The sequence below is a fragment of the Streptomyces sp. PH10-H1 genome (assembly GCF_030063355.1).
GTDB lineage: Bacteria > Actinomycetota > Actinomycetes > Streptomycetales > Streptomycetaceae > Actinacidiphila.
In genome coordinates, this window is the sequence record NZ_JASISZ010000028.1 from 20,498 (window position 1) to 42,960 (window position 22,463).

Genomic DNA, 22,463 nt, shown 5'->3' on the forward strand with positions numbered 1-22,463 from the left:
GGGGCGGCCGCGCGACGATGCGGCGTTCACAGCTGCTGACGTTCGAGGGCGTCCTTGACTTCCCCGCGTCGGGTGGCGCCGAGTTTCTTGAGGACCTTGGCCACGTGGTGTTCCACTGTGCGGGACGCCAGGAAGAGGGACTGGGCGATGTCCCGGTTGGTGGCGCCCGCGGCGAGGAGACGGGCCATCTCGGCTGTTGTGTGGGGGGCGTCCCGTCCCTCGAGATTCACTTCCAGATCGTGGACGAGGTCCTCGGCTTCCGCGCGGCGTCCGCGTCCCAGGGCGGCTTGGACCGCGATGGGGACGAAGGAGCCCGACATCGCCCATCTCCCGCTCCGGCGCAGGAGCCGCGCGGCGGGTTCGGCGACGGTCCAGGCAGCCGCGGGATCGTCGTCGTTGAGCCGGATCAGGGTGCCGATGGTGGCATCGCGGAGACCCAGATGGACCTCGATCACACCACGGGGAGCGATGTTGCTGAGGTGTTCCAGAGCGCGGGTGCGTTCCCCGCGCGCGAGCGCGAGGTGGGCCTCGATACGGCACCCGGTGTCCTGCACTTGGCTCATCTCGGGCAATTCCGTCCGCAGGGCGGCCACGCGTTCGTGCAGGGCGTCCCAGTCCCCTCCCAGGTAGGCCAGATCCAGCAGACACGAGCGCGTCAGGCCTTCAATAAGGCGCATCAGCCCAGGCCACCCAGCTGACAGCCGCACTCCGTCGCTCCGGAGGAGGTGGACGTGAACCGCCCCGCACGCCATGGCACCACGCCGCGCAGGACCGCCGTCTACCTGCGCTGCTACCCCGCCGACCGGTGGCAGGTCGATACCCACCTCACAGCACTGCGACGGTTCGCACACCGCCTTCGCCTGGGCCAACCGGACGAGTACATCGACAACGGGTACCCGTCGGGCGGCCCGCTGCCCGAACTCGGGCGCATGCTGAACTACATCGCAACGGGTGTCTACGCGACGGTCCTGGTCACCGGCCCGTTCGTCTTCTCCCTGTCGGACACTCAGGCCGAACGGACGGTCCGCCGCATCCACATCCACTGTTGCCGCGTCGTCGAACTTCCCTCCCCGCGTGCCGACGCCACGAGCATCCGCACGGTCGAGCCTGTGTGATCGAGTTGAGTGACCCGCTCTCAGCCAGGATCGCGAGAGCGCGGGCAGCGTCCGGCGGATGATGAAGAAACCTGCTTGAGCGCTGCCGAGAACGCCTCCGGGACGGCCTTCGGCGGGGGCATGGGAGACCGTGGGTGCGGGGTCGGGGGGGCGGGCCCATCCGTTCTCGCGCGGACCTTTTGAACGGCCGCCAATGGCCTTGCGCAACACGGTCTGAGCTGGGGTTTTACGTCGTTCGGCTCTAGGATTTCCCCATCGTGAGAGGGGGTCCGGATGGACCGGAACATACGCACGGTCGACGACGTACTGAAGCTCCTGGACGGCCTGTTCGCTCCGGAAGCCGACCGCTGGACGGCTGACGGGGCCAGTTGGTGGGACGGCTTCTACACCGACCGTTCCAAGTCAGTGCCCTTCTTCGTGGCGAAGCCGGATGAGAGCCTGGCCGCGTACCTCGACCGCGGCATGATCGCTCCGGGCCGGGCTCTCGATCTCGGGTGCGGTCCGGGCCGTAACGCCATTCACCTGGCGTCCCTGGGGTTCGAGGTGGACGCGGTCGACCTCTCGCCGACGGCGATCGCCTGGGCCGAGGAGCGCTCCCGCGAGGCGGGGGCCGACATCCGGTTCCACTGTGGCGATGCCTTCAGCCTCAGCGCGACCGAGCTGGGCGGCCCGTACGACCTGATCTACGATTCGGGCTGCTTCCACCATCTGCCGCCCCACCGCCGCATCAGCTACCTCGCCCTGGTCGATCGCGCTCTCGCCCCTGGCGGCCATCTCGCCCTCACATGTTTCGCGGCCGGACAGATGGGCTCCGAGCTCCCCGACACGGCCTTCTATCGCCACTCCGGGCTCCAAGGCGGACTCGCCTACACGCCGGAGTCCCTGCGTTGGATCTTCTCCGACCTGATGGAGGTTGAACTGCGCCGCATGCACGACGAACCGCCCGGATCCTCGTACTTCGGTGAATCCTTCTTGTGGACGGCGCTGTTCCGACGTGATGTCCAGGTCTTGCCTTGAAGGGCTGACCGGCCCCCGCCCCTACCCGTAGTACTTCAGAGCTATGGGGAAGATGCCCTCCCTGGAGGGACGCCGACCACGCGGTGTGATCCGTAACTTCCGTACCGGAAACAGGAAAGACATCCGGTACGGAAGGACCATCCTCCATGGCGTCCCGCCCGCGCAGCAGCCGCCTCCGCCGCACCCTGCTCGCCGCACTCGTCACCGCCTCGGTGGCCGTGCCGGTGTCGGGTGCGGCGCGCCCCGCTGCCGTCCCGGCACCCGCCCCGGCCGCCCTCGCCGCCGTCTCGGTCACGACCCTCGACGAGCGGTACGAGGCCAATCGCGGCAACATCCGCGCGGCCGAGCGGATGGCCGCCGAGCACGGAGACCGGCGGCGGGCGGCAGCACTGCGCGCCATGGCGGACCCGGCCCGCCACTTCCTCTCCTTCGACGGCCGCGACGGAGGCCGCACCACCGAGATCTTCGGCGACCTGTCCCGCGCCGCGCGGATCGCGGTACTCGTCCCTGGTTCGGACACCAGCCTCGACACGTACGGGCGGTTCCGAGCCGGTGCGCTGGCGCTGCGGCAGGAGTTGGGCGGGCGGGCAGCGGTCGTCGCCTGGCTCGGGTACCGGACGCCGGGCACGGTGAGCCCCGAGGTGCTCACGCCCGGCCGAGCCGATGACGCGGTGCCCGAACTACAGACATTCGTACGGGAGTTGAGTGCGGCCAAGCCCGCCGTCCGGACCTCCCTCCTCTGCCACTCCTACGGCTCCGTGATCTGCGCCCGGGCCGCGAGTGGGCTCGAGGTCGCGGACATCGTGCTGTACGGCAGTCCCGGCATCGGCACCGATGCCGACGACGTCGCCGGGCTGCACACCGGCGCCACGGTCTGGGCGGGCCGGGGCGCCGACGACTGGATCGCCGACGTGCCGCATGTCCGGCTCCCCCTGCTCTTCACCACCGTCGGGTTCGGCGCCGACCCGGTCTCACCGGAGTTCGGTGCCCGCACCTTCGAGGCGGGCGACGGCGGCCACAGCGACTACCTGAAGCCCGGTTCCGTATCCCTGAAGAACATCGCACGGATCGTATCCGGACAGACCCCTTCCGAGGAGACCCGTCATGCATGACCTCATCCGGCGGATCGATGACGCGACTCCGCCCGACCGTGACCGCGCCGTCGATGCACTGCGAGCCCTCGCCATCCTCGGCGTGGTGCTCGGCCACTGGCTAGTGACCGCCCTGGTCGCCGACAGCGGCACGGTGCACGGCGCCAGCCCGCTGCAGTTCATGCACCAACTGGCTCCCGTTTCCTGGCTGTTCCAGACCCTGGCGGTCTTCTTCCTGGTCGGCGGGCAGGTGGCGGCGACGAGCTATTCATCCGCCCGCGCCCGGGGCACGACGTACGGGCAGTGGCTCGGCGCCCGGATGGCCCGGCTGAGCCGGCCGGTCGCGGCCGTGCTGGTGGTGTGGACGGCGGCGGCGGGCGCGATGCTGGCGTCAGGGGTGGGCCTGGAGACCGTCCACACCTTGTTCAAACTGGTCCTCTCCCCGCTCTGGTTCCTGCTGGTGTTCACGGCGCTGACGGCGGCGACCCCGCTGGTCGCGAGGCTGCACCCGCTGTGGCCGCTGACCGTCGTGATGTACGTGGACCTGTTCCGGTTCGGACTCGACGGGCCCGCCTGGCTCGGCTGGATCAATGTGGCCGCGGGCTGGCTGGTCCCGTACTGCCTGGGTGCGGCCTGGGCGCGGGGCGGCCCGACGGGCCGTACGACCGGGTGGGCACTGCTGCTCGGCGGCACCGCCGCCACCGCCGCACTCGTCCTGTGGGCCGGCTACCCGGCGTCCATGGTCGGGGTACCCGGCGCCAAGATCTCCAACCTGAACCCGCCGACCCTGGCTGCCGTCACGTTCGGCCTGGCCCAGTGCGGGGCGGCCCTGCTGCTGCTCGGCCCGCTGCGGCGGGTGCTGAAGCGGCCGGCCGCGTGGGCGGCGGTCGCCCTGGCGAACCTCTCCGCGATGACGATCTTCCTCTGGCACCAGACCGCGATGATCGCGGTGACGGCCGTGGGTCTGCTGGCAGGCGGGGCGCTGCCCGGCCTGCACACCGTCCCCGACGGGCCCGGCTGGGTGGTCGCCCGGCTGGCCTGGCTGCCGGTGTTCGCGGCGGCGCTCCTTGTGTGCTGGGCCGCCTTCCGTACGTACGAACAGCGCCGGCCCGCACAGCGCGGCGGTACCAGGGTCGTTCGCGAGGGACGTCCCGCCCCGGCGACCGCTGAGCGCCATGTCTAAGGTGGCACACATGATCAACGAGGGCGGGGGACGGCAGGTGGTGTCGGCGTTGTCGGCGGCGTCGCGTGCCCTGCGCGACGATCTGTGGTCGGCGGCTGCCGACCCGCTGCCGCGCATGGGCGGGCCGCGCTGGCTGGCCCGGCTGCCGCACGTCCTGATCGTTGTATTCGCGCTGTTCGTGGTCAAGTTCGCCGACAACTACCCCTTGGACAAAACCTCCTCAGCGTTCGCCGTCATCCTGTCGCTGGCGCTCGTCGTCGCGATGTTCCGCCCGATGCTGGCCTGGTGGGTGTCGGTGATCAGTATGGTCGTCGCCGTACAGGGAACGGAGCTCGCTCGAACTCCCTTCCCCGGGATCGGTCCTGGGATCGACGCCGGGACGACGCTCCCCTGGAGCACTCCTGGGGCCGCACTGCAGGCCGGGGTGCTGTTCCTGCTGGCCCTGCGGGTCCGTCCCCGGGTCACGGCCGAGACGCTGGCGATCAGCCTCCTGACGGGACTGGCCTGCATATCGTTCAGTTTCCGGGGCCACAACGACAACGCCGCGCGGGTTCTCGTGGTGTTCGTGATCGCGGCGGTGCTCGGCGCGGCGCTGCGCGGCCGCCGTGTGGCTCGTACGCAACTGGTCGTGCAGGAGGAGCTCAACGCCGAGGAGCGCGCCCGGCGCACGCTCCTGGAGGAGCGCAACCGGATCGCCCGCGAGTTGCACGACGTGGTCGCCCACCACATGTCGGTCATCTCCATCCAGGCGCAGGTCGCCCCGCATCTGGTCGAGAACCCGTCGGACGAGTTGAAGGCGAACCTCGTCGGCATTCGCCAGAACGCGGTCGAGGCGCTCACCGAACTGCGCCGGGTACTCGGCGTCCTGCGCTCCGAGGACGCTCTGCCGGACGGCGTACGGCACGCCCCGCAGCCCGGCCTGGACCGGCTGGACGAGCTGGTCGGCAATGTGCGCGGCGCCGGGCTCACGGTCACCACCGGGACCACGGGACCGCCGTACCGGCTGTCGCCGGGTGTCGAGCTGTCGGCGTTCCGTATCGTCCAGGAGGCCCTCAGCAACGCGATGCGGCACGCGCCAGGAGCGGAGGTGCGGGTGGAGATCGGGTACCAGCCGTTCTGGGTCATGGTCCGGGTCACCAACTCCCAGCCGGCCCGGCCTGCCCCGCCCTCGCAGGGCAGCGGCCACGGCCTGCTCGGCATGCGCGAGCGCACCGCGATGCTCGGCGGCGAACTGTCCACCGGAGCGACCCCCGAGGGCGGCTATGAAGTGACCGCGTTGCTGCCCACGCACCCTTTTGCCGATCCTGCCGATCCTGCCGATCCTGCCGAATATGTCGAGGACACCCCGTGACGACCATCCGCGTCCTGATCGCCGACGACCAGATGATGGTCCGTCAGGGCTTCACGGTGCTGCTCAACGCCGAACCCGGCATCGAGGTCGTCGGCCAGGCGGTCGACGGCCTCGATGCCGTCGCCAAGGTCGCAGAACTTGATCCGGACGTCGTCCTGATGGACATACGGATGCCCGGACTCGGCGGTATCGAGGCGACCCGCCGCATCACCGAACCGGTCGGCGCCACTGTCAAGGTCCTCGTCCTGACCACCTTCGATCTCGATGAGTACGTGTACGAGGCGCTGCGCGCGGGCGCGTCCGGATTTCTGCTGAAGGACGCGTCCGCTGCCGAACTCGCCCAGGCGGTACGGGTGGTGGCGGACGGTGACGCCCTGCTCGCCCCGAACATCACCAAGCGCCTCATCGCCGAGTTCTCCCGGCTGGCCGGTGCCCCCCGCGCCCCGCTCAAGGACCGCATCGGCGACCTGACGGAACGCGAGACCGAGGTCCTGTCCCTGATCGCGCAGGGCCTGTCGAACGCGGAGATCGCCGGAAGTCTGGTGGTGGCGGAACAGACCGTGAAGACTCATGTGAGCCGGATCCTGGTCAAACTGGGCCTGCGCGACCGCACCCAGGCCGCGGTCTTCGCCTACGAGACGGGCCTGGTGCGCCCGGCCGGATACTGAGCCGTTCGAATCCGCACCGACCGGACGCCGTCAAGCGGGATCCGGTGTCGGGGAGGGCGGGTTCAGGCGTGGGCGGGAGCTGCCCAGCGCGGGGTGCGGCGGTAGCGAGGCCGCCACAGGGCACGGTAGAGGAGGCGCGCGGGCGCGGGCAGGTATGCGAGGACCGTGCGTTGCGTTTCCTCTGCGGCTCCACCCAGGAGCCAGGGGAAGAATGAGGCAGCGCCACTGAGGCCGAGTTGCCGGCGTTGCTCGGTGCCGAAGGCCGTCCACTCCTCGCTGGTGAGCAGGCTGGTTACCAGGGGCAGCGCCTGGTCCTCCTCATGCCGGCAGTGTTCGGTGACGGCGTCGGCGAGCCGTTGAGCGTGCGCCAGCAGCTGATGCGGAGGAGTGGATGCGGAGGAGTGGATGCGGTGAGCGCCGCATCGAGGGCGTCGAGCAGCGCGTCGAGGCCGGCGTGCTCCCGCTCCATCTCCTCCAGCAACTCCAGATCGGTGGGCCGGTCGGCCAGCTTGGCTCGCAGGACGGGCCACAGATGGGTGTCTTCGGCGGTGTGGTGGATGTGCAGGTACGTCGTGCACTGCTCCCAGTCGGCGCGGACGGCCGGGCCGGGAACGACACCGCGGTCAGCCAGGGATATGAGGCGGTCGAGGTCCCGCTCGAACGCGTTGTGGACCGCGTACATCATCGTCGTCGATGCGGTGGCGTTCGCCGGATTCGGTGGTGTTGCTCATAAGGTTCCCCTCAAGGGCGGGCTTTGCTCGAAGCGCGGCTGGAGTCGGCGGGGGAGTGAACCCCTTCGCGACCTGAGAGCGGCCCTGGCACGTCGAATGTGACATCACAGGTCGCCGGGGAGACCCGGATCACATGCGATGCGCGGATGTCGCCCTTCGTGCGCGCTGGTGGGGGACCGGGTGCGGGCGCGAAGCTTTCTGCGGCTTCGGGGTACTCGGGGTGGCCCGTACGTTGAGCTATTGGGATGGTTCTGGTAGCAAATGGGTGCGCCTAACCCCTGCGGCGATCCAAGTACGATTATGGGGGGAATGTCTTGCGGTCGACGGCTCTCGTCGATGCGACCGCCGACGTGCGGCTCGTACAGCTTCACAGCAAAGGTTCGGCATGAAGACATTCCGCAGTGCCCTTGTTCTGGGCTTTACTGCCGTTGCCACGATCACCCCTGCCGTGGTGATCGCCGCGCCGGCAGCGGCCAATGCCATCGTTACCGGCCACAGCGGCCCACACCCTGGACCAGGCCGGCATGACCCCGGCCCGCGAGACATCGGCCCGCGAGACATCGGCCTGGACCTCTGCACCTTCGGTCTGTGCGACGAATGGTTCACCGGTCGACACGACGGTCACAACGAAGCCGGATACTCCGGTGGTTCGAGTAGCCACACCTGGGACAGCAGCGGTGGCTACGGCAGTGGTTCAAGCGGCGGATCCGGCGGTGGCTACGGCAGTGGTTCAAGCGGCGGATCCGGCGGTGGCTACGGCAGTGGTTCAAGCGGCGGATCCGGCGGTGGCTACGGCAGTGGCTCAAGCGGCGGATCCGGCGGTGGCTACGGCAGTGGCTCAAGCGGCGGATCCAGTGGCGGTTACGGCTCGACGAGCGGCGGGTCCAGCGGTGGGTCCAGTGGCGGTTACGGCTCGACGAGCGGCGGGTCCAGCGGCGGGTCGACTGGTGGCAGCACCGGTGGGTCCAGTGGCGGGAGCACCGGCGGGTCCAGCGGTGGCTACGGCTCGACGACCGGTGGGTCCAGTGGCGGGAGCACCGGCGGGTCCAGCGGTGGCTACGGCTCGACGACCGGTGGGTCCAGTGGCGGGAGCACCGGCGGGTCCAGCGGTGGCTACGGCTCGACGACCGGTGGGTCCAGTGGCGGGAGCACCGGTGGGAGCTCGGGTGGTTCGACCGGGGGCAGTACCGGCGGGTCGACCGGTGGCAGCAATGGCGGCAGTACCGGTGGGAGCACAGGTGGTTCGACCGGCGGAAGCACCGGCGGGACCACGGGTGGTACGACTGGTGGGACCTCCGGCGGGACGACCGGTGGCAGCCATGGCGGCAGCACCGGTGGCGGTTCGCACCTTGCTGAAACCGGCGCGGACGACAACTCGCTCGCTCTGGCGGCCGCCGCCGGCGGCAGTCTCCTCGCTGGTGGTGCCTTCATCGTGGGAACCAGGCGTCTGCGGCGCCGGTAGCCCCAGCTGAGCAACCCATTGAGACCCTGTTCGCGCCCGCCGAAGGGTGCGAGCAGGGTCGGGTTGGTTCAACACGGCGTGCCGGTTGTCTGTCAACGGAGGATCCGCGTCGAGGTCGGCGAACAGCCTTCCGCAACAGCGCCGTCCATCATGTCCTTCCGGCGGGGCAGTGTGGTCCCTACTTGGCGAGGAATGCGAGGAGTGCTTCGTTGACTTCGTGGGCGTGGGTCCACAGCAGGCCGTGGGGGGCGCCGTCGATTTCGACGTATTCCGCGTTGGGCAGGAGTGCGTGGAAGGGGCGGGCGGTGGCGTCGATGGGGAGGATGTTGTCGGCGGTGCCGTGCAGGATCAGTGCGGGTACGTCGATTTTGGGGATGTCGGCGCGGAAGTCGGTGAGCCAGGTCGGCACGGCTGCGCTGGAGGCGAACCATGAGGCGCCGGCCGCGACGTTCCAGCTGTTCTGGAGGGCTTCGGGGGACAGCCGGGTGCCCAGGGTGTCGGCGGTGTTGTAGAAGTTCTTGTAGAAGTCGGTGAAGTAGGCGTAGCGGTCCGTGGTGACGGCGGCCAGGATGCCGTCGAAGACCTCCTGCGGGACGCCGGTCGGATTGTCGTCGGTGTGGAGCAGGAACGGTTCCAGCGAGGCGAGGAACGCCGCCTTGGCGATCCGGCGCGAACCGTGGCGGCCGAGGTAGCGGCCGACCTCACCGGTGCCCATCGAGAAGCCGACCAGGGCCACGTCCAGGAGATCGAGGGTGTCCAGGATGACCTTCAGGTCGTCCGCGAAGGTGTCGTAGTCGTATCCGGTGGTCGGCTGGCTCGACCGGCCGAAGCCCCGGCGGTCATAGGTCACCACCCGGTAGCCGGCGGCCAGCAGCGCCGCGCTCTGCCGTTCCCATGAGTGCCCGTCGAGCGGGTAACCGTGGATCAGGACCACCGGCTGCCCCGATCCGTGGTCCTCGTAATAGAGGTCGATACTGGTGCTGTTCTCGGAACCGACGGTGACATATGACATGATTTCTCCTACAGATCGAAGGGGAATCGCTGAATTCTCGTGAGTTCTCTACTGTGCTCAGACCTGTCGAGAACAGGGTTGGCCAACACTCTGACGCCCACGACGCTTCGCATCGTGGTGGCTCGCCGCAGGCGGCAAGACCGCCGGCGGAACATGTCTCGGTCGGTGCTTCATCGCGGAGCAGTCAACGGACCATTTTTGCAAGCCGTGCCAGCAAGGAACGGGAGAGCCACGAAATGTCGCGCTATCACGAGATCAAGTTTCGGACGGTCACGTCGTTCCAGAGGCGGATCGGCAACCCGGTCACCACTCGGCTGCCGAATCAAACTCTTCTGGAGACCACGGGGCGAAAGTCCGGACTGCCCCGGCGGACACCGATCGGCGGATCCCGCATCGGGCGTGAGTTCTGGCTCGTCTCGGAGTATGGCGAGAAGTCACAGTACGTGCGCAACATCCAGGCACATCCTCAGGTTCGGGTCCGGATCAAGGGCCAATGGCACACCGGAACGGCCCACTTGCTCCCGGAGGACGACGCTCGTGCCCGGCTCAAGACCTTGCCTCGCCTCAACAGCGCCGGGGTCCGCGCGGTCGGTACCAACCTGCTGACAGTGCGGGTCGATCTCACCCACTGATCAAGGCGGTGAAGCGGTCGCCGGCACCGTCAGCAGACCGGCGTGTGCCACGAGGCGGCCATCGCGCCTGGAACCGGAATGCTCGTCGTACCACGGTCGGCGATGCAAGGCAGGTTCCCAGTCATTCCCGAGTGATGCTGTGCTTACCGGCCGCCGGCCAACTGAGGAACTCACAGCCCCAACGATTTCGTCCCGGTCATTGGATAGTTGGACACCAGCGCTCACGAATCCGCGGCGGCACCACGACGCATTGGCCCTCCGCTACGGGACGAGAGTCACCGTGACGCTCCCGGGTACGAAGCGGGGGGTGGCTCCGGGTCAGGTGGAACTCGGCGGTCTGGTGGGTCATGCCGTCGAAGTCCCAGCACTTGACGATGGTCAGGCCCGTGTCGTCCGTGGTGCCGGAGGGCGCTGCGGCGGCCGGGACCGTCAGGGGAAGGCTCAGCAGGGCGATCAGGCCGAGGCCCAGAACGGCGGAAACGCTCTTGCGCACGGTGGCTCCACTCAGTAGGAGCGCGGCTAGGTCTCCCACTATCGAACGCTCGGGCATGAGATACAGGTCCATATTCGGCCTTCGGGCGGGGAACCTGCCCGGGCCGGAGTAGGCGGTCCCTGCGGCGCGGGCGGTGGCGTCCGGCGCGGGCAGTGGGACCCATGGTGCCGCCTCGGGGGCGGCTGTCGGCCGACTGTCGATGGATTGTCGACGGGTCCTGCGACGGTGGTCTGGTCCGGAGCACCGAGGGGGGATCAGATATGACTGGGTTCAGAGATCGGGCATTGCTCGAGTTGAGCGATCCCGCCACTCTCGGTGCGCTGTTGCTGCCTGCCGGCGACACCCGCGGCGAACGCGTTCGCACGATGCTGGCCGTGACCTACGACTTGTCCGCGGCCCGGGTCGACCGGGTTCGCAGCGCGCAGGTGCAGGAGATCGCGCTGCAGCGAGCGCTGTTCCCGTCCGGTCGGTTGAACGGGATGTGGTCCCAGACCGTCCCTTCCTACACCCGTGGCGATCTGACTCTGAACGTGCCCGCGCCGGCCGACCCGATCTGGGTCGACCTGCTCGCGCAGCTTGATGTCACGGTGGTCATCGAGGCGGACCCGGGCGGCGCGGAAGCGGTGCTGTCCCGGGGTTTTGACGACTTCGCCACTCTTGACGACTTCCGCGCGCGGTTCTCGTTCTTCGACCTCGACGCCTTTCTGGCCAGACACCGCATCAGCACGGTGGAGGAACTGCGCGAGGCCTTCGACTATGTGGTGGCCGACGTACAGCTGCGCACGCTCCCGGAGTTCGACCCGAACGATCCGGCCAACAGCCACACCCTGCCGGTCACGCTGGCCGCGGTGATCGTCGATCCGTTCGATCTGGCCGAAGGACTGCGCGCCACGCGGTTGGTGCGGGAGGCGGCTAGGGAGCTGACCGGCGGGACTCCGACCAGCATCCCGACCGAACTCACGGAGGCGTACGCGACGGCCGTTGTCGTCGCCGAGGGGAGTGTCGGGGGCGGGCCGGCCGCAGCGGATATCGAGCGGCTCTTCGCCCGCGAGGGCGTGGTCAGCCTCTTCCTGGCAGCGAATTGAGGAGTCTGCGATGACGGCTGAAGAGTCTGGGCGCCACCGCCCCAGCAGTACCACTGAGGGTGTTCCGGCTCCCTCGGTCGAGGAGTCCGGCGAGCCTGCGGCCGGGACCTCCGCCATGGACCCCGCCGAACGTGCCGGCGCGACGACCGCGCCTGCGGACGCTCCGGACGCTCCGGACGCTCCGGACGCTCCGGACGCTCCGGACCTTCCCTACCAGGAGTTGCAGCGCCTGCGCGCCCGGCTCACTCGCAAATATCACTGATCCGGCTCGACCAAGCCCGACACAAAGGAGGGGCTCGATGACTGTCCGGTATATCCGGGTGAACACGATCGTCGATCTGTTCGCACCGGCCGTTCGTGCATTCGGCAACATCGCAGTGGTGGGCAGGGTTACGCCGCCGGCCCCCCCACCGTCCGACCTCGCCGTGGTGAACGTGCCGCTGGCCTTCTCGGATCCGGCCGAGGCGCGTCGTCGAGCCCCTGGCGAGCTGGGTGAAGCCATCGCGCTCGCGTTCGCGCAGTCGCCCGGACCGACGCTCATCCACGGCATCCGGGTGGACAGCGCCACGCCGGACTGGGGCGCAGGACTGGACACCGTCGCGGGCCTGAACGTCCAGCTCGTCATGTTGGCCAACACCCCGCTGACCACGACGACCGGCGCCACCAACGGCCCGGTGGCCAAGCTCGTCAACCATGTCGCCTCGGTGTCGACGACCGGCGGGGACGGCATGGAGCGCATGGGCGTCGCCATGCTGGCCAAAGGCTCGGCCGATCCCGCACTGGTCACCGGGGGGCTGGCGAACGAGCGCATGGTCTACATCGCGCACCAGAGCGATCAGGATGCGGCCGCCGCGGTGGCCGGGACCATAGCGGGCTACCAGCCGCATGTCTCGCTGCTGCTCAAGCCGGTGAACATCACCAGCCCGTCGTTCACGCCGACGCAGATCGATGCGCTGAACGGATCGGAGACATTCGGCTCCGGACCGGCAGGACTGGGCGTCAACTGGCTGACCACGCCTTCGCTGATCCCTGGCCAGGGCGTGTACATGGGTGAGGGTTACACAGCGGGCAGCGGCCCGGGGCAGAAGAAGTTCATCGACAGCGTCCGCGCCATCGACAACGCGTCCTTCCTGCTCAAAGCACAGCTCATCAAAACGATCGGGAACGTGCGGATCAGCCGGTCGGGGCTGCGTGCGCTGATCGCGCAGATGGAGGCGGTTCTCGGTCCGCTGGTCCAGGCCGAGGTACTCGAAGGCTTCGAACTCGTCGTTCCGCTCCTGACGCTGCTGGACAAGGACCCGGCAACGCTCAGCGCCGCTGAGGCGGCCCAGATCCACAACGCGCACGCGCAACGGCGCGTGCAGGTTCTGGCGGCCCTGGAGTACACCGGCGGCATCAGCCGCATCGACATCACCTTGAAGATCCAATAGGAAGGGGTACCCGATGGCCGACTGGAACACGCGGCTCGAGGTCAAGCTCGGTGACGCCACGATCACACCCATCTCCACGTTCACGCCGACCTTCAATGTGCCGCACACCGTGCTGCACAGCATCGAGGTGGACAACGTCGGATACGTCCGCCAGCCGTTCACGTTCAGCTTCACGATGGGCGTTCCCGCGGTCGCGTCGGCGGTCGCGGATCTGACGGAACTGGCCGCCAACGGTACGGAGTTCCAGGTAGTGGTGGCCGAAAGGAAGGGCACCGACTGGGCCTTCAACTCGATCAAGTTCGCCCGCTGCATGGTCACGTCGGCGAACCCGAGCAACGTAATGATCGACGGGGTACCGCAGGCGAGTTTCACCTGCCTCGCGCTCTCCGTCGGCCTGGAGGCGTAGGGCCATGGACGACGACATCGAGAACGACGGCCTGTTCGCGGTGCCGGCCTTCGCGACCGGTGGCCGGGTGGAGCGCACCGGGATCGCGCTGGTGCACGAGGGCGAGTTCATCGTGCCGCAGCCGGGCAGCGAGGCGCAGATCTCGCCGTGGCCTGCCGGTGACGGTGCGGTGGTCAACTACTACTTCCCCGTCCGGATCGAGGTGGTCGGGTCGTTGCCGGACGCCGAGGTCCAACGCGTGGCCGGCTATGTGTTCTCCGAGCTCGATCGGGAACTGGCGACCAGGGTCTGACAGGTCGAGGGGAGGAACGCCATGGCCGCCACGGTGAACGTGCCCGTGCTGGTGGGCTCGGTGCCACTGCTGTACGTGCAGAGCATGACCATCAACGAGGGATACCGGATCGAGCGGATCATGGGCAGCCGGTTCTCCCAGGCCACCCAGCCCACGAACAAGACGATCGCGATCGAGGCGGTGTTGCTCGGTCCGCAGCGGCTGGAGCAGAAGAAGGCGCTGGAGGCGATGGCTCTCACCTCGCGGTCGCTGGTCGCCGCCGCGGCAACCGGGCTGGCCGCCACCGGGATCCCGGTCGTGTCCGGCTTGACGATCAGCCTGGACATGCAGGTCATCGACCTGCGTTTCACACAGAGCGTGGCCAGGCGCGACGCCCTGGACGTGTCGATCACGCTCCAGCATGTCCCGCGCTCCACCCTGACAGCTGTGCTCAGCGAGGTCGCCGACCTCGGCCTGGGCGTCGCCACCGCGTCCGTGCCCACCGCGCCGGCGTCCAACCCCATCGCCCGCACCCCGGGTGCGCCGATATGACCGAGGAGGCAGGACATGACGTCGCTGAGCTTTCTTGAACTGCCGATCGACCCGGCCGAAGGGTTTCCGCAGGCGTTCCGGCTGGCCCTCGGCGAACACACCTATCAGTTCCGGCTGTACGCCAACGTGGCGGAGGAGATCATCGACGGTGCGCCCGGCGGTGTCCTCGATCTGCCGACCGCGGGGGCGTTCCTGGTGCTGTCGGTCGACCGCGAAGGGCCGGCCGGTCTGGTGACGATCCTGCGGCGCAAGCTGGTCCCCGGTGTGGAGTACCCGGCGGCCGAGCTGGTGTTGACGTTCCGCACGATGCTGCTGGACCTGCGCAATCTCAACGGGATCGGTTCGTTCGGCTCCGAGATCGTCGGCGGGGTGTCGTTGCGATGAGCGGTGCGGCATCGGGATCCGACCTGAGGTGGAGGGGGACACCATGAGTCTTGTCATCTGGTACAAAGTCGAGATCGCCGAGGCGGACTCGGGCGGGCCCGGCGGGCTCGTCGCGGCGGTCGCGTCGTTGACCGGACTGGGTCTGCCGGTGACGGTGTCCAACGACATGTTCGCCGGATCGGTCGTGCTCGACGCCGAGATCACCGTCACGATGACCGAGGGCGCGGCCACCGACACGTTCGAGATCACCCTGATCAACCTGCCGACGGCGACGACCGACCTGATCCGCGCCGTCCAGGCGACCACACCCTTGAGCGCTTCGATCCACCTGGGCTACTTCGACGAGCCGCAGACCACCTCCACCGACGTCGGCCGCGTGCTGGTCGGGCGGATCACCAGGGTGTCCGGCTGTGTCGGTGAGGACGGGTTCGCCCGAACGGTCCTGTACGGGCAGGAGGAAGCCGGCTACCGGCTGCGGACCAGGCCGGCGGCGGGCGGCCGGCCGACCGCGACGACCGCGGTGGAGCTGGCCGGCGCCCTGGCGAGGGACGCGCACGTGCCGCTGGCGAACGGGTCGACGCTGCCCGGCGACCTGACCGGCTTCACCGTGCGCAGCGAATCCACCCTGGACGCCCTGCGCGCGCTGGCCCGGCGAGCCGATGCTCCCCTGGTGGTCCGCGACGGGAAGGTCTACCTCGGCGCTGCGGTCGGTGAGGCGAGCGACAAGGCGCCGATGCCGTTCGACCCCGATACCAACATCGTGTCACTCGACCGCGCCAACGCCGAGGACTCGGCGGGGAACCTGACGCCTCCGGTGCGCAACACGCTGAACCTCACCGTGCTGGGCCACCCGCGCCTGCGGGTCGGCCAGATCGCGACGATCACGGGACTGTCCGACGCGCCGACCGGGACGCTGCGGCTGTCGCGGGTCGTGCACCGGTTCACCACCAGCGGCGGGTACACCGCGGAGCTCGGCCTGATCGCGGCCGACGCGGGCGAACGAGCCCAGGTCACCACCGGCGTACAGGGCGTGGCGGACCGGTGGCAGCAGGCGGTCGACCGGGCCCGCGACGACCACCCCGCCATCGACATGGGCGAGGTCACCGAGTACACCACCGGCGCCGACGGCCAGCACCTGGCCTCGCTGCACTACGCCCAGACCCCTGACCCGGACGTGGTCGCGCCGAGCGTCGCCAGTCCCGTCGACTCGGCCGTGGATCTGCACGACAAGCCGATCGCGTCGGTGTTCGCGTTCGACCGGACGGGTCTGGTCGTCCCGGTGTACCCGAAGATGCGCGCGCTGCTCGCGCACAACCGCGGGCTGGTCAACGACGCGGTGGTGGCCGGGTTCGTCTGGCCGGACAATCCGGTGCAGCGCCGGCCGGCCAACGAACCGGGCGACTTCTGGCTGGCGTTGCCCACCGGGCTCGGTGACGACGGGCTGCCGAGCGGCGCGGGCGCCAACGACCTCATCGACGCCACCGGGCACCGGGTGGTCCAGGCTGCCGGTCTGCACCTTGTGGTGGGCGCCGATGCGCTGCCCGAGGTGGGCACCCGCCCCGCCCCGCCCGACGACAGCTCCCTCACCATCGAACATCAGAGTGGCACGACGATCACCATCGATGCCGGTGGCGCGGTCACCATCACCACGAACCGCAAGCCGATCAGGCTGACCAACGGCGCGGTCAGCCTCAAACTCGACGGCTCCGCGGTGGAGGTGTCGTGATGCCGGCTGTCCTCACCACCGCGTCGGAGCTGCGGTGTCCGCACAAGGCGCCGCTCGTGGTCCAACCGAGCCAGAAGCTGCTCACCGTGGACGGCCACGCCGTACTCGTCCGCGCCGACCTGCTCGCCGCGACCGTACCGAGCTGCCCGAACACGGGCCCTGGCCAGCAGGCGTGCCGCAAGGTCGACTCGATCGTCTCTGGTCTGTCCACCACCCTGCGGGTCGGTGACGAGCCGGTCGCGCTGGAGACCGCGAAGGGACTGACCCTGGCGCTGCCGCAACCCGCGCAGTGGCAGGTGTCCTCGGTCAACCAGACGAAGCTGGAGGCGATATGACAACGCCGGCGTTCGCGGAATCGTTCGGGCGCGGCCTGCGCCTGGACGACGGAGATCTGGTGCTCGGCGGCGGGCAGCTGCTCGAGGTCGAGGGGATCGCGAACCTCACTCAGGCGCTGACCCTGCGGATCCTGACGCCCTTCGGGTCGGACCGATTCAACACACGTTACGGGCTGGACCTCACACAGGCGTTCACCGAGCCGAGCGGCGTCCGGATGGTCAAGGAGCTGGTGAAGTTGAACCTGGTCAGAACGCTGGCCGCGGATCCGCGCGTGAGCGAGGTCCGGCAGGTCGTCTTCGACGACGACCCCGGCCGGCCGGCCGCCGATCCGGATGCGTTGACGCGAGTGCGCGCGGCACATCACCGTCGCCTGTGGTCGGTCGAGGTCGACCTGGACACGGTGGCGGGCACGCGGTTGACGCTGGACGTTGACGTGGAGGTGAGAACGGCGTGACCGATTTCGGAGTGACCCCGGACGGGTTCGTGCTCAAGCCGGTGGACGTGATCCTCAGCGAGTCCCTCGAGCGGGCCCGCGCTGTGTTCGACAACGTGGACCTGTCCAGCACGAGCCCGCTGCGCAAGATCCTGGAGACCACAGCGGCCGAGGACGGCGAGCTGTGGAAGCGCATGGAGGACTTGTATTACGCCAACTTCGTCTCCACCGCGTCGGGCGACAATCTCGACCTGCTCGGTGAGGACGTCGGCCTGGCCCGGCCCCAGCTGGCCGGCACCGGAACGGTGCACATCACGCTGGGCGGCAGCCCGGCACAGGGCAGGCGCTACGTCGTTCCGGAAGGCACCATCCTCGTCACCGCCGCGCCGGTCCGGACGTTCGGCACCACCGCCACGGTGACGTTGGACGCGGCCACCGCCAGGACCGCCGACGTAGGCGTGGTGGCGTTCGAGCCCGGGCCGGGTGGCGACGTTCCGGTGGGTGCGATCGCGGGGATCGATCCCGCGTACAGTGCCGTCTTCCTGGCCGACTTCGGCGCCGCGACGCTCACCGTGACCAATCCGGCGGCGACCAGCGGCGGCACCGCGACCGTGCCGGACGACGTCTACCGGGCACGGCTGGCCGGCCTGGCCCGCAACCTGTGGACCGTGGAGTCGGTGACACAGGCGGCGTTGGGCGTCAGCGGAGTGCTGGACGTGGTGCTGTCCGACCCACTCGGCGGCGTGGACGTCTCGCAGAGCTACTTCGGCACGTTCACGTTCGACCAGCGGGCCTTCAGCGCGGAAGCCAGGAGAGTCGGGGAGCCCTACTTCTTCGATGTCGTGGTGGCGCACGACGTTCGTGCGCCGTGGCGGACCATCGGATCGGTGCAGGGGGTCTTCGAGCGGGTCCGTGCGGCGGTCGATCTGGTGCGGCCGGTCGGGATCCATCCGAATATCGTGGAGGCCGACCACATCGAGGTCGGCGCGCGGGCGATCTTGGTCGTGGAGCCCGGATCCGACGGAGCGGCCCTGCTGGCCTCGATCAGGCAGCGGCTGGCCACCGACATCGGCAGTCTCCGGCTCGGCGGTGATGTCCTGTACTCGCAGGTGGTGCGGGCGTTCGTGGAACAGCCCGGTGCGGTGGACGTCCAGCAGTTGCACCTGCGCCGCAACCCGCCGGCCTTCGGACGGATCACCTTCGGCGCGGTGACCAACCAGAGCACCGTGGTCGAGACCCCGGTGGGGGAGAACCTCGCCATGGGGCGGAACGAGTTGGCCATCTTCCCGACACGGGAAGGTGCTCTCGACATCGCGCTGGTGACCCCATGAGCGCGCCGACGCTCGCCGCGGTCCGGATGGGCGCCCGGCTGACCACGCCGTTCGACCGCGGCGCGGACAGCCTGGTCCTGCAACTGCTGCCCGGCGCCGGGGCATCGGTCACGACGGTGCGGCCGTACGACTTCGCCGACCACCAGGCCCGGTTCGGCCTGCCGCCGGAGCCCCGCTACGTGCTGGCCACGGCCCGGGACGTGGTCACCGACACCGTGGTGACGGTGACCTTCACCGAGCCGGGCAAGCCGACAGCGACGGTGACGGCGATGATCCGGGCCGGAACGCCGGCCGGCGCCTCCGTCGTGCTCGATCTGCCCGCCTCCGCGCAGGTCCGGGTGACCAGTCTGGCGATGACGCCGGCCGCGCCGGACGGCCGCCCGGACGAGTGCTGGCGGGTGACCGCGCTCCTGGGCACCCTGGCCAAGCTGCTGTGGGTGATCGGTGGCGAGCGGGACCAGCTGCGCGGCCGACTGGTCCGCACGCTGGCCCAGCGGCATCTGCCGACCGCGACCGGCCGCAGCCTGGACCTGATCGGCACCGAACTCGGTGTGCCGCGGTTCCCGCCGCTGCCCTACGGATTCGACGCCGACACCGTCGCGCTCTACCACCTCGACGATGTCGCCGGGGCCGGCACCGCGGTCCAGGATGTCACCGGTCAGTATCCGGGCCGCACCGGTCATCCGGGTGTGCTGCACGGGCCGGTGGACCTGGCTCTCGCCGGCCGATACGGCCGCGCGTTCGGCTTCGCCGGGCCGGGCACCTGGGTGGAGGCGGCGACCGCCCCGGCATTCGACATCGCCGCGACCGGTAGCGCCACGGTGGAGTGCTTCGTCCGCCCGGACGCCGCCGGAGGCGACGGGCAGGTGCTGTTCCGGCATCCCGCTCCCGGTGGCGTCGGCGCGGGATGGGTGCTGTCGGTGGGTGAGTTCGGCCGCGGACTGGACCGCAATGTGCGGCTGTCGGTCGGCGACGGGACCACGACGTTGACGCTCTTCGCCGATCTGAGTCTGCCGCCCGATACCTTCACCCACCTCGCCGGCGTGCTCGACCGCGCCGCCGGCCGGCTCGCTCTCTACGCCGACGGGAAGCTGCGGTCCGGCACATCGCTGGGCGCGCTCGGCCCCGTGGCGAACACGGCGCCGTTGCGGATCGGCCCGGCTGACAGCGCGTTCCGCGGGGTGATCGACGAGGTGCGGATCTCCGCGGTGGCGCGAGCGGATTTCTCTCCCGTACTGGGCGAGGCGGATGAGCACTACCGTCGCCGGCTGCGGCTGTTCCGGCGCTGGGCGCTGCCGACCCCGGCCAATCTGGCCGCGATGCTCAATGAACTGGTGGGCACCATCGGCGGGATGTCCGATCCGCTGGTGGTCGAGGACACCGACGCCACCCTCGTCCGGGGCACCCGGCTGGTGCACATCCGCCCGGTCTCGCTGCTGCCGGGGGAGTGCATCGACGCCGCAGGACGGCGACGCGTGACCGAAGCGGACACCGTCGGCACGGCAGCGGAGGAGGAGGTGTTCGACCCCGCCTACCTGCTGCGCTACGACCGCGCGGGCGTCGACTTCAGCCAGCCCCCACCCCGGGTGCCCGGCCCCGGCGAACGCCCGGCGGACCCGCACCTGATCCAGGTCGGCCTGGCCGCGCCACTCGACCAGCTGATCGCGCTGGCGGGTGCCGAACCGGGCCCGCCGGGCCGGCTGCGAGTGGGCGCCGCCTTCGATCCCCAGGCGCCCGACCTGCGAGTGACCGGGCGGGCGGCGTTGGTCGGGCACAGCACCATCGCACCGGGACGGCTGGCCGCGCTGGCGCACCGGGCCGGCTTCGACTACGTCTGCCACCGCGCCGACCCGCAGGTCGACGGGGCTCAGGTCTACGTCGCCAACGCCCCGGGTGACTACTTCGCTGTCGACATCACCCCGGCCGCCGCCGGCCCCACCGATCTGGATACGGGGTCGCCGCCGGTGGTCCTGTCCCTGCGCCCGATACCGCCCGCCGATACGGTGCTGCACTGGCTGACCGTGCCGAACGGCATCGGAGGCGGCCTGCTGAGCACCACCGGCGCACAGGGCAGCCCGGCCGCGGTCACCACCCTGAAGGCGACCGCGCCGGGCGGGCTGCTCGTGAAAGCGGACCTGACCCGGGGCGGCCACACCATCTCGGCGACCCGTCCGTTGCGGATCGGCCTGCTCGATCTGCCCAACAACCAGAAGATCGACGACGACGGCACCCTCGGGGCACCCGCGAACCGGACCGGTGACACCGGCGCCTTCTTCGACAGCCGGTTCCTCGTGCGGCACAACGACCAGCGGGTGGACTACGGCAGCATCGACAACAACCATTTGATGCAGCCCGCGGTGGCCGAACTGCTGGACGCCCTGCTCGCCGAACTCGCCCGGCGAGCCGTGAGCGGTCAGCTCAGGGCGATCTCCGGGTTCCAGCCAGGGGGCGACCCGTTCAGCAGCCAGGGCCGGACGCTGACCCTGCGGCACACCACCGCGACGGCCGGCGCGCTGGGCGCGATGGCGCACGCTGTCGGATTCGGGCACGTCGAGCACACTGAACCCATCGTGAAGATCACTCAGGCGCCGGGGGAGCTGGTCGTGGTCCACGGTCCGGCCGGCGCGGACGACCGCCTGATCATCGAGGTGGACGAAGGTGCGACGGTGGCCCTGTCCGTGCAGCCGGCGCTGCCCTCCGGCGGCCCACCCGGCCAGGCAGGCGCCGATGCGAGCCGGCTCGGCTGGGCGACGGGGGCATTCGGCACCGCACACGCCACCCTCGATTCCCTCACCCAACCCACCACCACCCTGCGCGGGGACACCGCGGGCATCGCCTGGGTCCAGGCCAGCTACCTGCTCGGCGACCTGTCCGCGCCCTACACCTTCCGGGTCGGGCTGCGGTCGGAACTGGACCGGCCGGACACGGTGATCACCAAGGATCAGTACGACTTGATCCTCAACATCCTCAATGCTCTGCACCCGGTGGGCATCGAGGTCAACACCCGGATCATCCGGGACCACACCATCGAAGTCCGCGGTGATCTGGCAGCGGCCAACCCCGATTTCACCTATCCCAAGTTCCGCGTGCGCAGCGTGCTGCCACCCCTGCGAAGGGACAACCGTCGTGGCTGACTTCAGCTACAACCCGAAATTCCACCACGCCGTCTGGGAAGATCGCATCAGCCTGGTCCAGGCCGACGGCCCGAACGGCTTCAACATCCGTTTCGGGACCATCGAGAGCGACCTGCACGGTGTGGCCACCGTGGTCGATCAGATCGGCACCGAGCTGGATGCGCTCAGCGCCAGGGTGCCGCCGCGACCGCCCACCGTCACCCTCTCGCTCGCTCCGACCCTGCAAGCGGTCGCCGGCCAGCCCAGCTGGGTGCTGCAGACCTCGGGAGCCGCAGTGGCGCCGTCGGGCGGCGGCCCCAACGGGGTGCTCCCGCTGGTCCTCCCCGACCATGCCCAAGTGACCGCGGTGCGTGTCGTGGGTCATGGCGTCCCGCCCAGTGGGCAGAACACCGTCTTCTCCTTCACCCGGGTCTCCCTGACCGACGGCGCCGTCCAGTCGACGCTGTTCGACACCAGCGGCGTCCCCCTGAACACGTCGACGTCGCTGCCCAATCCGGCCATCGGTCTGATCAACCTCGCGAATTTCCGCTACCTGTTCTCGGCCGGCAGCGGACAGGCGTCCGGCGATCCCGTCACCCTCGTGGCCTTTCAGTTCACCTACACCAATCCGTGAGAGAGCC

The 22,463-nt window shown here is 69.6% G+C and carries 25 protein-coding genes; 20 read left to right on the forward strand and 5 right to left on the reverse strand.

What is annotated here, in order from left to right; translation table 11 throughout:
• Window positions 1–26: 26 nt before the first annotated feature.
• The gene (locus tag QMK24_RS18400; RefSeq protein ID WP_283467270.1) at window positions 27–677 is read right to left on the reverse strand and encodes a helix-turn-helix domain-containing protein; all 651 of its coding nucleotides are present in this window, start codon (window positions 675–677) and stop codon (window positions 27–29) included.
• A gap of 54 nt (window positions 678–731) precedes the next feature.
• On the opposite strand from QMK24_RS18400, the gene QMK24_RS18405 reads away from it, so the two are divergent.
• The 6 genes from QMK24_RS18405 (at window position 732) to QMK24_RS18430 (ending at window position 6,425) form a co-directional block, all read left to right on the forward strand.
• Complete coding sequence (locus tag QMK24_RS18405; protein ID WP_283467271.1) at window positions 732–1,115, forward strand: recombinase family protein; 384 nt, start codon at window positions 732–734, stop codon at window positions 1,113–1,115.
• 273 nt (window positions 1,116–1,388) lie between these two features.
• Window positions 1,389–2,132: a class I SAM-dependent methyltransferase gene (locus QMK24_RS18410; RefSeq protein WP_283467272.1), complete on the forward strand. Its 744-nt coding sequence runs from the start codon at window positions 1,389–1,391 to the stop codon at window positions 2,130–2,132.
• A gap of 146 nt (window positions 2,133–2,278) precedes the next feature.
• Window positions 2,279–3,244, forward strand: coding sequence for an alpha/beta hydrolase (locus QMK24_RS18415; RefSeq protein WP_283467274.1), 966 nt, complete (start codon window positions 2,279–2,281; stop codon window positions 3,242–3,244).
• Window positions 3,237–4,406, forward strand: coding sequence for an acyltransferase family protein (locus QMK24_RS18420; RefSeq protein WP_283467275.1), 1,170 nt, complete (start codon window positions 3,237–3,239; stop codon window positions 4,404–4,406). The genes QMK24_RS18415 and QMK24_RS18420 overlap by 8 nt, the downstream gene beginning before the upstream one ends.
• 10 nt (window positions 4,407–4,416) lie before the next feature.
• A complete protein-coding gene (locus tag QMK24_RS18425) occupies window positions 4,417–5,757 on the forward strand; it encodes a sensor histidine kinase (protein WP_283467277.1) in 1,341 nt (446 codons plus the stop codon).
• Window positions 5,754–6,425 carry a response regulator gene (locus QMK24_RS18430; RefSeq protein ID WP_283467278.1) on the forward strand — a complete coding sequence of 224 codons (672 nt, stop codon included), beginning with the start codon at window positions 5,754–5,756 and terminating at the stop codon, window positions 6,423–6,425. Before QMK24_RS18425 ends, QMK24_RS18430 begins: the two co-directional genes overlap by 4 nt.
• 292 nt (window positions 6,426–6,717) lie before the next feature.
• On the opposite strand, the gene QMK24_RS18435 is transcribed toward QMK24_RS18430, so the two are convergent.
• From QMK24_RS18435 to QMK24_RS18445, 3 genes are all read right to left on the reverse strand, one after another.
• On the reverse strand, window positions 6,718–7,110 hold the full coding sequence (locus QMK24_RS18435) for a hemerythrin domain-containing protein (RefSeq protein WP_283467279.1): 393 nt from the start codon (window positions 7,108–7,110) through the stop codon (window positions 6,718–6,720).
• A gap of 413 nt (window positions 7,111–7,523) precedes the next feature.
• Entirely contained in the window at window positions 7,524–7,781 is a 258-nt protein-coding gene (locus QMK24_RS18440) for a hypothetical protein (RefSeq protein ID WP_283467280.1), read from the reverse strand.
• Window positions 7,782–8,796: 1,015 nt separating this feature from the next.
• Entirely contained in the window at window positions 8,797–9,630 is an 834-nt protein-coding gene (locus tag QMK24_RS18445; RefSeq protein WP_283467281.1) for an alpha/beta fold hydrolase, read from the reverse strand.
• Window positions 9,631–9,866: 236 nt separating this feature from the next.
• On the opposite strand from QMK24_RS18445, the gene QMK24_RS18450 reads away from it, so the two are divergent.
• Window positions 9,867–10,262: a nitroreductase family deazaflavin-dependent oxidoreductase gene (locus QMK24_RS18450; RefSeq protein WP_283467283.1), complete on the forward strand. Its 396-nt coding sequence runs from the start codon at window positions 9,867–9,869 to the stop codon at window positions 10,260–10,262.
• Window positions 10,263–10,458: 196 nt separating this feature from the next.
• Here the strand turns inward: QMK24_RS18450 and QMK24_RS18455 are convergent, their stop codons facing one another.
• On the reverse strand, window positions 10,459–10,755 hold the full coding sequence (locus QMK24_RS18455; protein WP_283467285.1) for a hypothetical protein: 297 nt from the start codon (window positions 10,753–10,755) through the stop codon (window positions 10,459–10,461).
• Between the two features lie 152 nt (window positions 10,756–10,907).
• Here QMK24_RS18455 and QMK24_RS18460 point away from each other — a divergent pair, with 152 nt between their 5' ends.
• Genes QMK24_RS18460 through QMK24_RS18520 form a run of 13 tightly spaced genes read left to right on the forward strand, consistent with a single transcriptional unit; the run spans window position 10,908 to window position 22,456 of the window.
• Window positions 10,908–11,840: a hypothetical protein gene (locus tag QMK24_RS18460; RefSeq protein WP_283467288.1), complete on the forward strand. Its 933-nt coding sequence runs from the start codon at window positions 10,908–10,910 to the stop codon at window positions 11,838–11,840.
• Between the two features lie 10 nt (window positions 11,841–11,850).
• Window positions 11,851–12,102, forward strand: a complete 252-nt coding sequence (locus QMK24_RS18465; RefSeq protein WP_283467289.1) for a hypothetical protein — start codon at window positions 11,851–11,853, stop codon at window positions 12,100–12,102.
• A gap of 37 nt (window positions 12,103–12,139) precedes the next feature.
• The gene (locus tag QMK24_RS18470) at window positions 12,140–13,270 is read left to right on the forward strand and encodes a hypothetical protein (protein ID WP_283467290.1); all 1,131 of its coding nucleotides are present in this window, start codon (window positions 12,140–12,142) and stop codon (window positions 13,268–13,270) included.
• A gap of 13 nt (window positions 13,271–13,283) precedes the next feature.
• Window positions 13,284–13,676: a hypothetical protein gene (locus tag QMK24_RS18475; protein ID WP_283467291.1), complete on the forward strand. Its 393-nt coding sequence runs from the start codon at window positions 13,284–13,286 to the stop codon at window positions 13,674–13,676.
• Between the two features lie 4 nt (window positions 13,677–13,680).
• Window positions 13,681–13,968, forward strand: coding sequence for a hypothetical protein (locus QMK24_RS18480; RefSeq protein ID WP_283467293.1), 288 nt, complete (start codon window positions 13,681–13,683; stop codon window positions 13,966–13,968).
• Window positions 13,969–13,989: 21 nt separating this feature from the next.
• A complete protein-coding gene (locus tag QMK24_RS18485; RefSeq protein WP_283467295.1) occupies window positions 13,990–14,499 on the forward strand; it encodes a hypothetical protein in 510 nt (169 codons plus the stop codon).
• Window positions 14,500–14,514: 15 nt separating this feature from the next.
• Complete coding sequence (locus tag QMK24_RS18490; protein WP_283467297.1) at window positions 14,515–14,883, forward strand: hypothetical protein; 369 nt, start codon at window positions 14,515–14,517, stop codon at window positions 14,881–14,883.
• Between the two features lie 43 nt (window positions 14,884–14,926).
• A complete protein-coding gene (locus QMK24_RS18495) occupies window positions 14,927–16,609 on the forward strand; it encodes a hypothetical protein (protein WP_283467298.1) in 1,683 nt (560 codons plus the stop codon).
• Window positions 16,609–16,944, forward strand: a complete 336-nt coding sequence (locus QMK24_RS18500) for a hypothetical protein (RefSeq protein ID WP_283467300.1) — start codon at window positions 16,609–16,611, stop codon at window positions 16,942–16,944. The genes QMK24_RS18495 and QMK24_RS18500 overlap by 1 nt, the downstream gene beginning before the upstream one ends.
• Window positions 16,941–17,399 (forward strand): hypothetical protein, encoded by a 459-nt coding sequence (locus QMK24_RS18505; protein ID WP_283467301.1) that lies wholly within the window; start codon window positions 16,941–16,943, stop codon window positions 17,397–17,399. The genes QMK24_RS18500 and QMK24_RS18505 overlap by 4 nt, the downstream gene beginning before the upstream one ends.
• Window positions 17,396–18,709 (forward strand): baseplate J/gp47 family protein, encoded by a 1,314-nt coding sequence (locus QMK24_RS18510; protein ID WP_283467302.1) that lies wholly within the window; start codon window positions 17,396–17,398, stop codon window positions 18,707–18,709. Before QMK24_RS18505 ends, QMK24_RS18510 begins: the two co-directional genes overlap by 4 nt.
• Entirely contained in the window at window positions 18,706–21,843 is a 3,138-nt protein-coding gene (locus QMK24_RS18515; RefSeq protein ID WP_283467303.1) for a LamG domain-containing protein, read from the forward strand. Before QMK24_RS18510 ends, QMK24_RS18515 begins: the two co-directional genes overlap by 4 nt.
• On the forward strand, window positions 21,836–22,456 hold the full coding sequence (locus QMK24_RS18520; RefSeq protein WP_283467304.1) for a hypothetical protein: 621 nt from the start codon (window positions 21,836–21,838) through the stop codon (window positions 22,454–22,456). Before QMK24_RS18515 ends, QMK24_RS18520 begins: the two co-directional genes overlap by 8 nt.
• Window positions 22,457–22,463 lie beyond the last annotated feature (7 nt).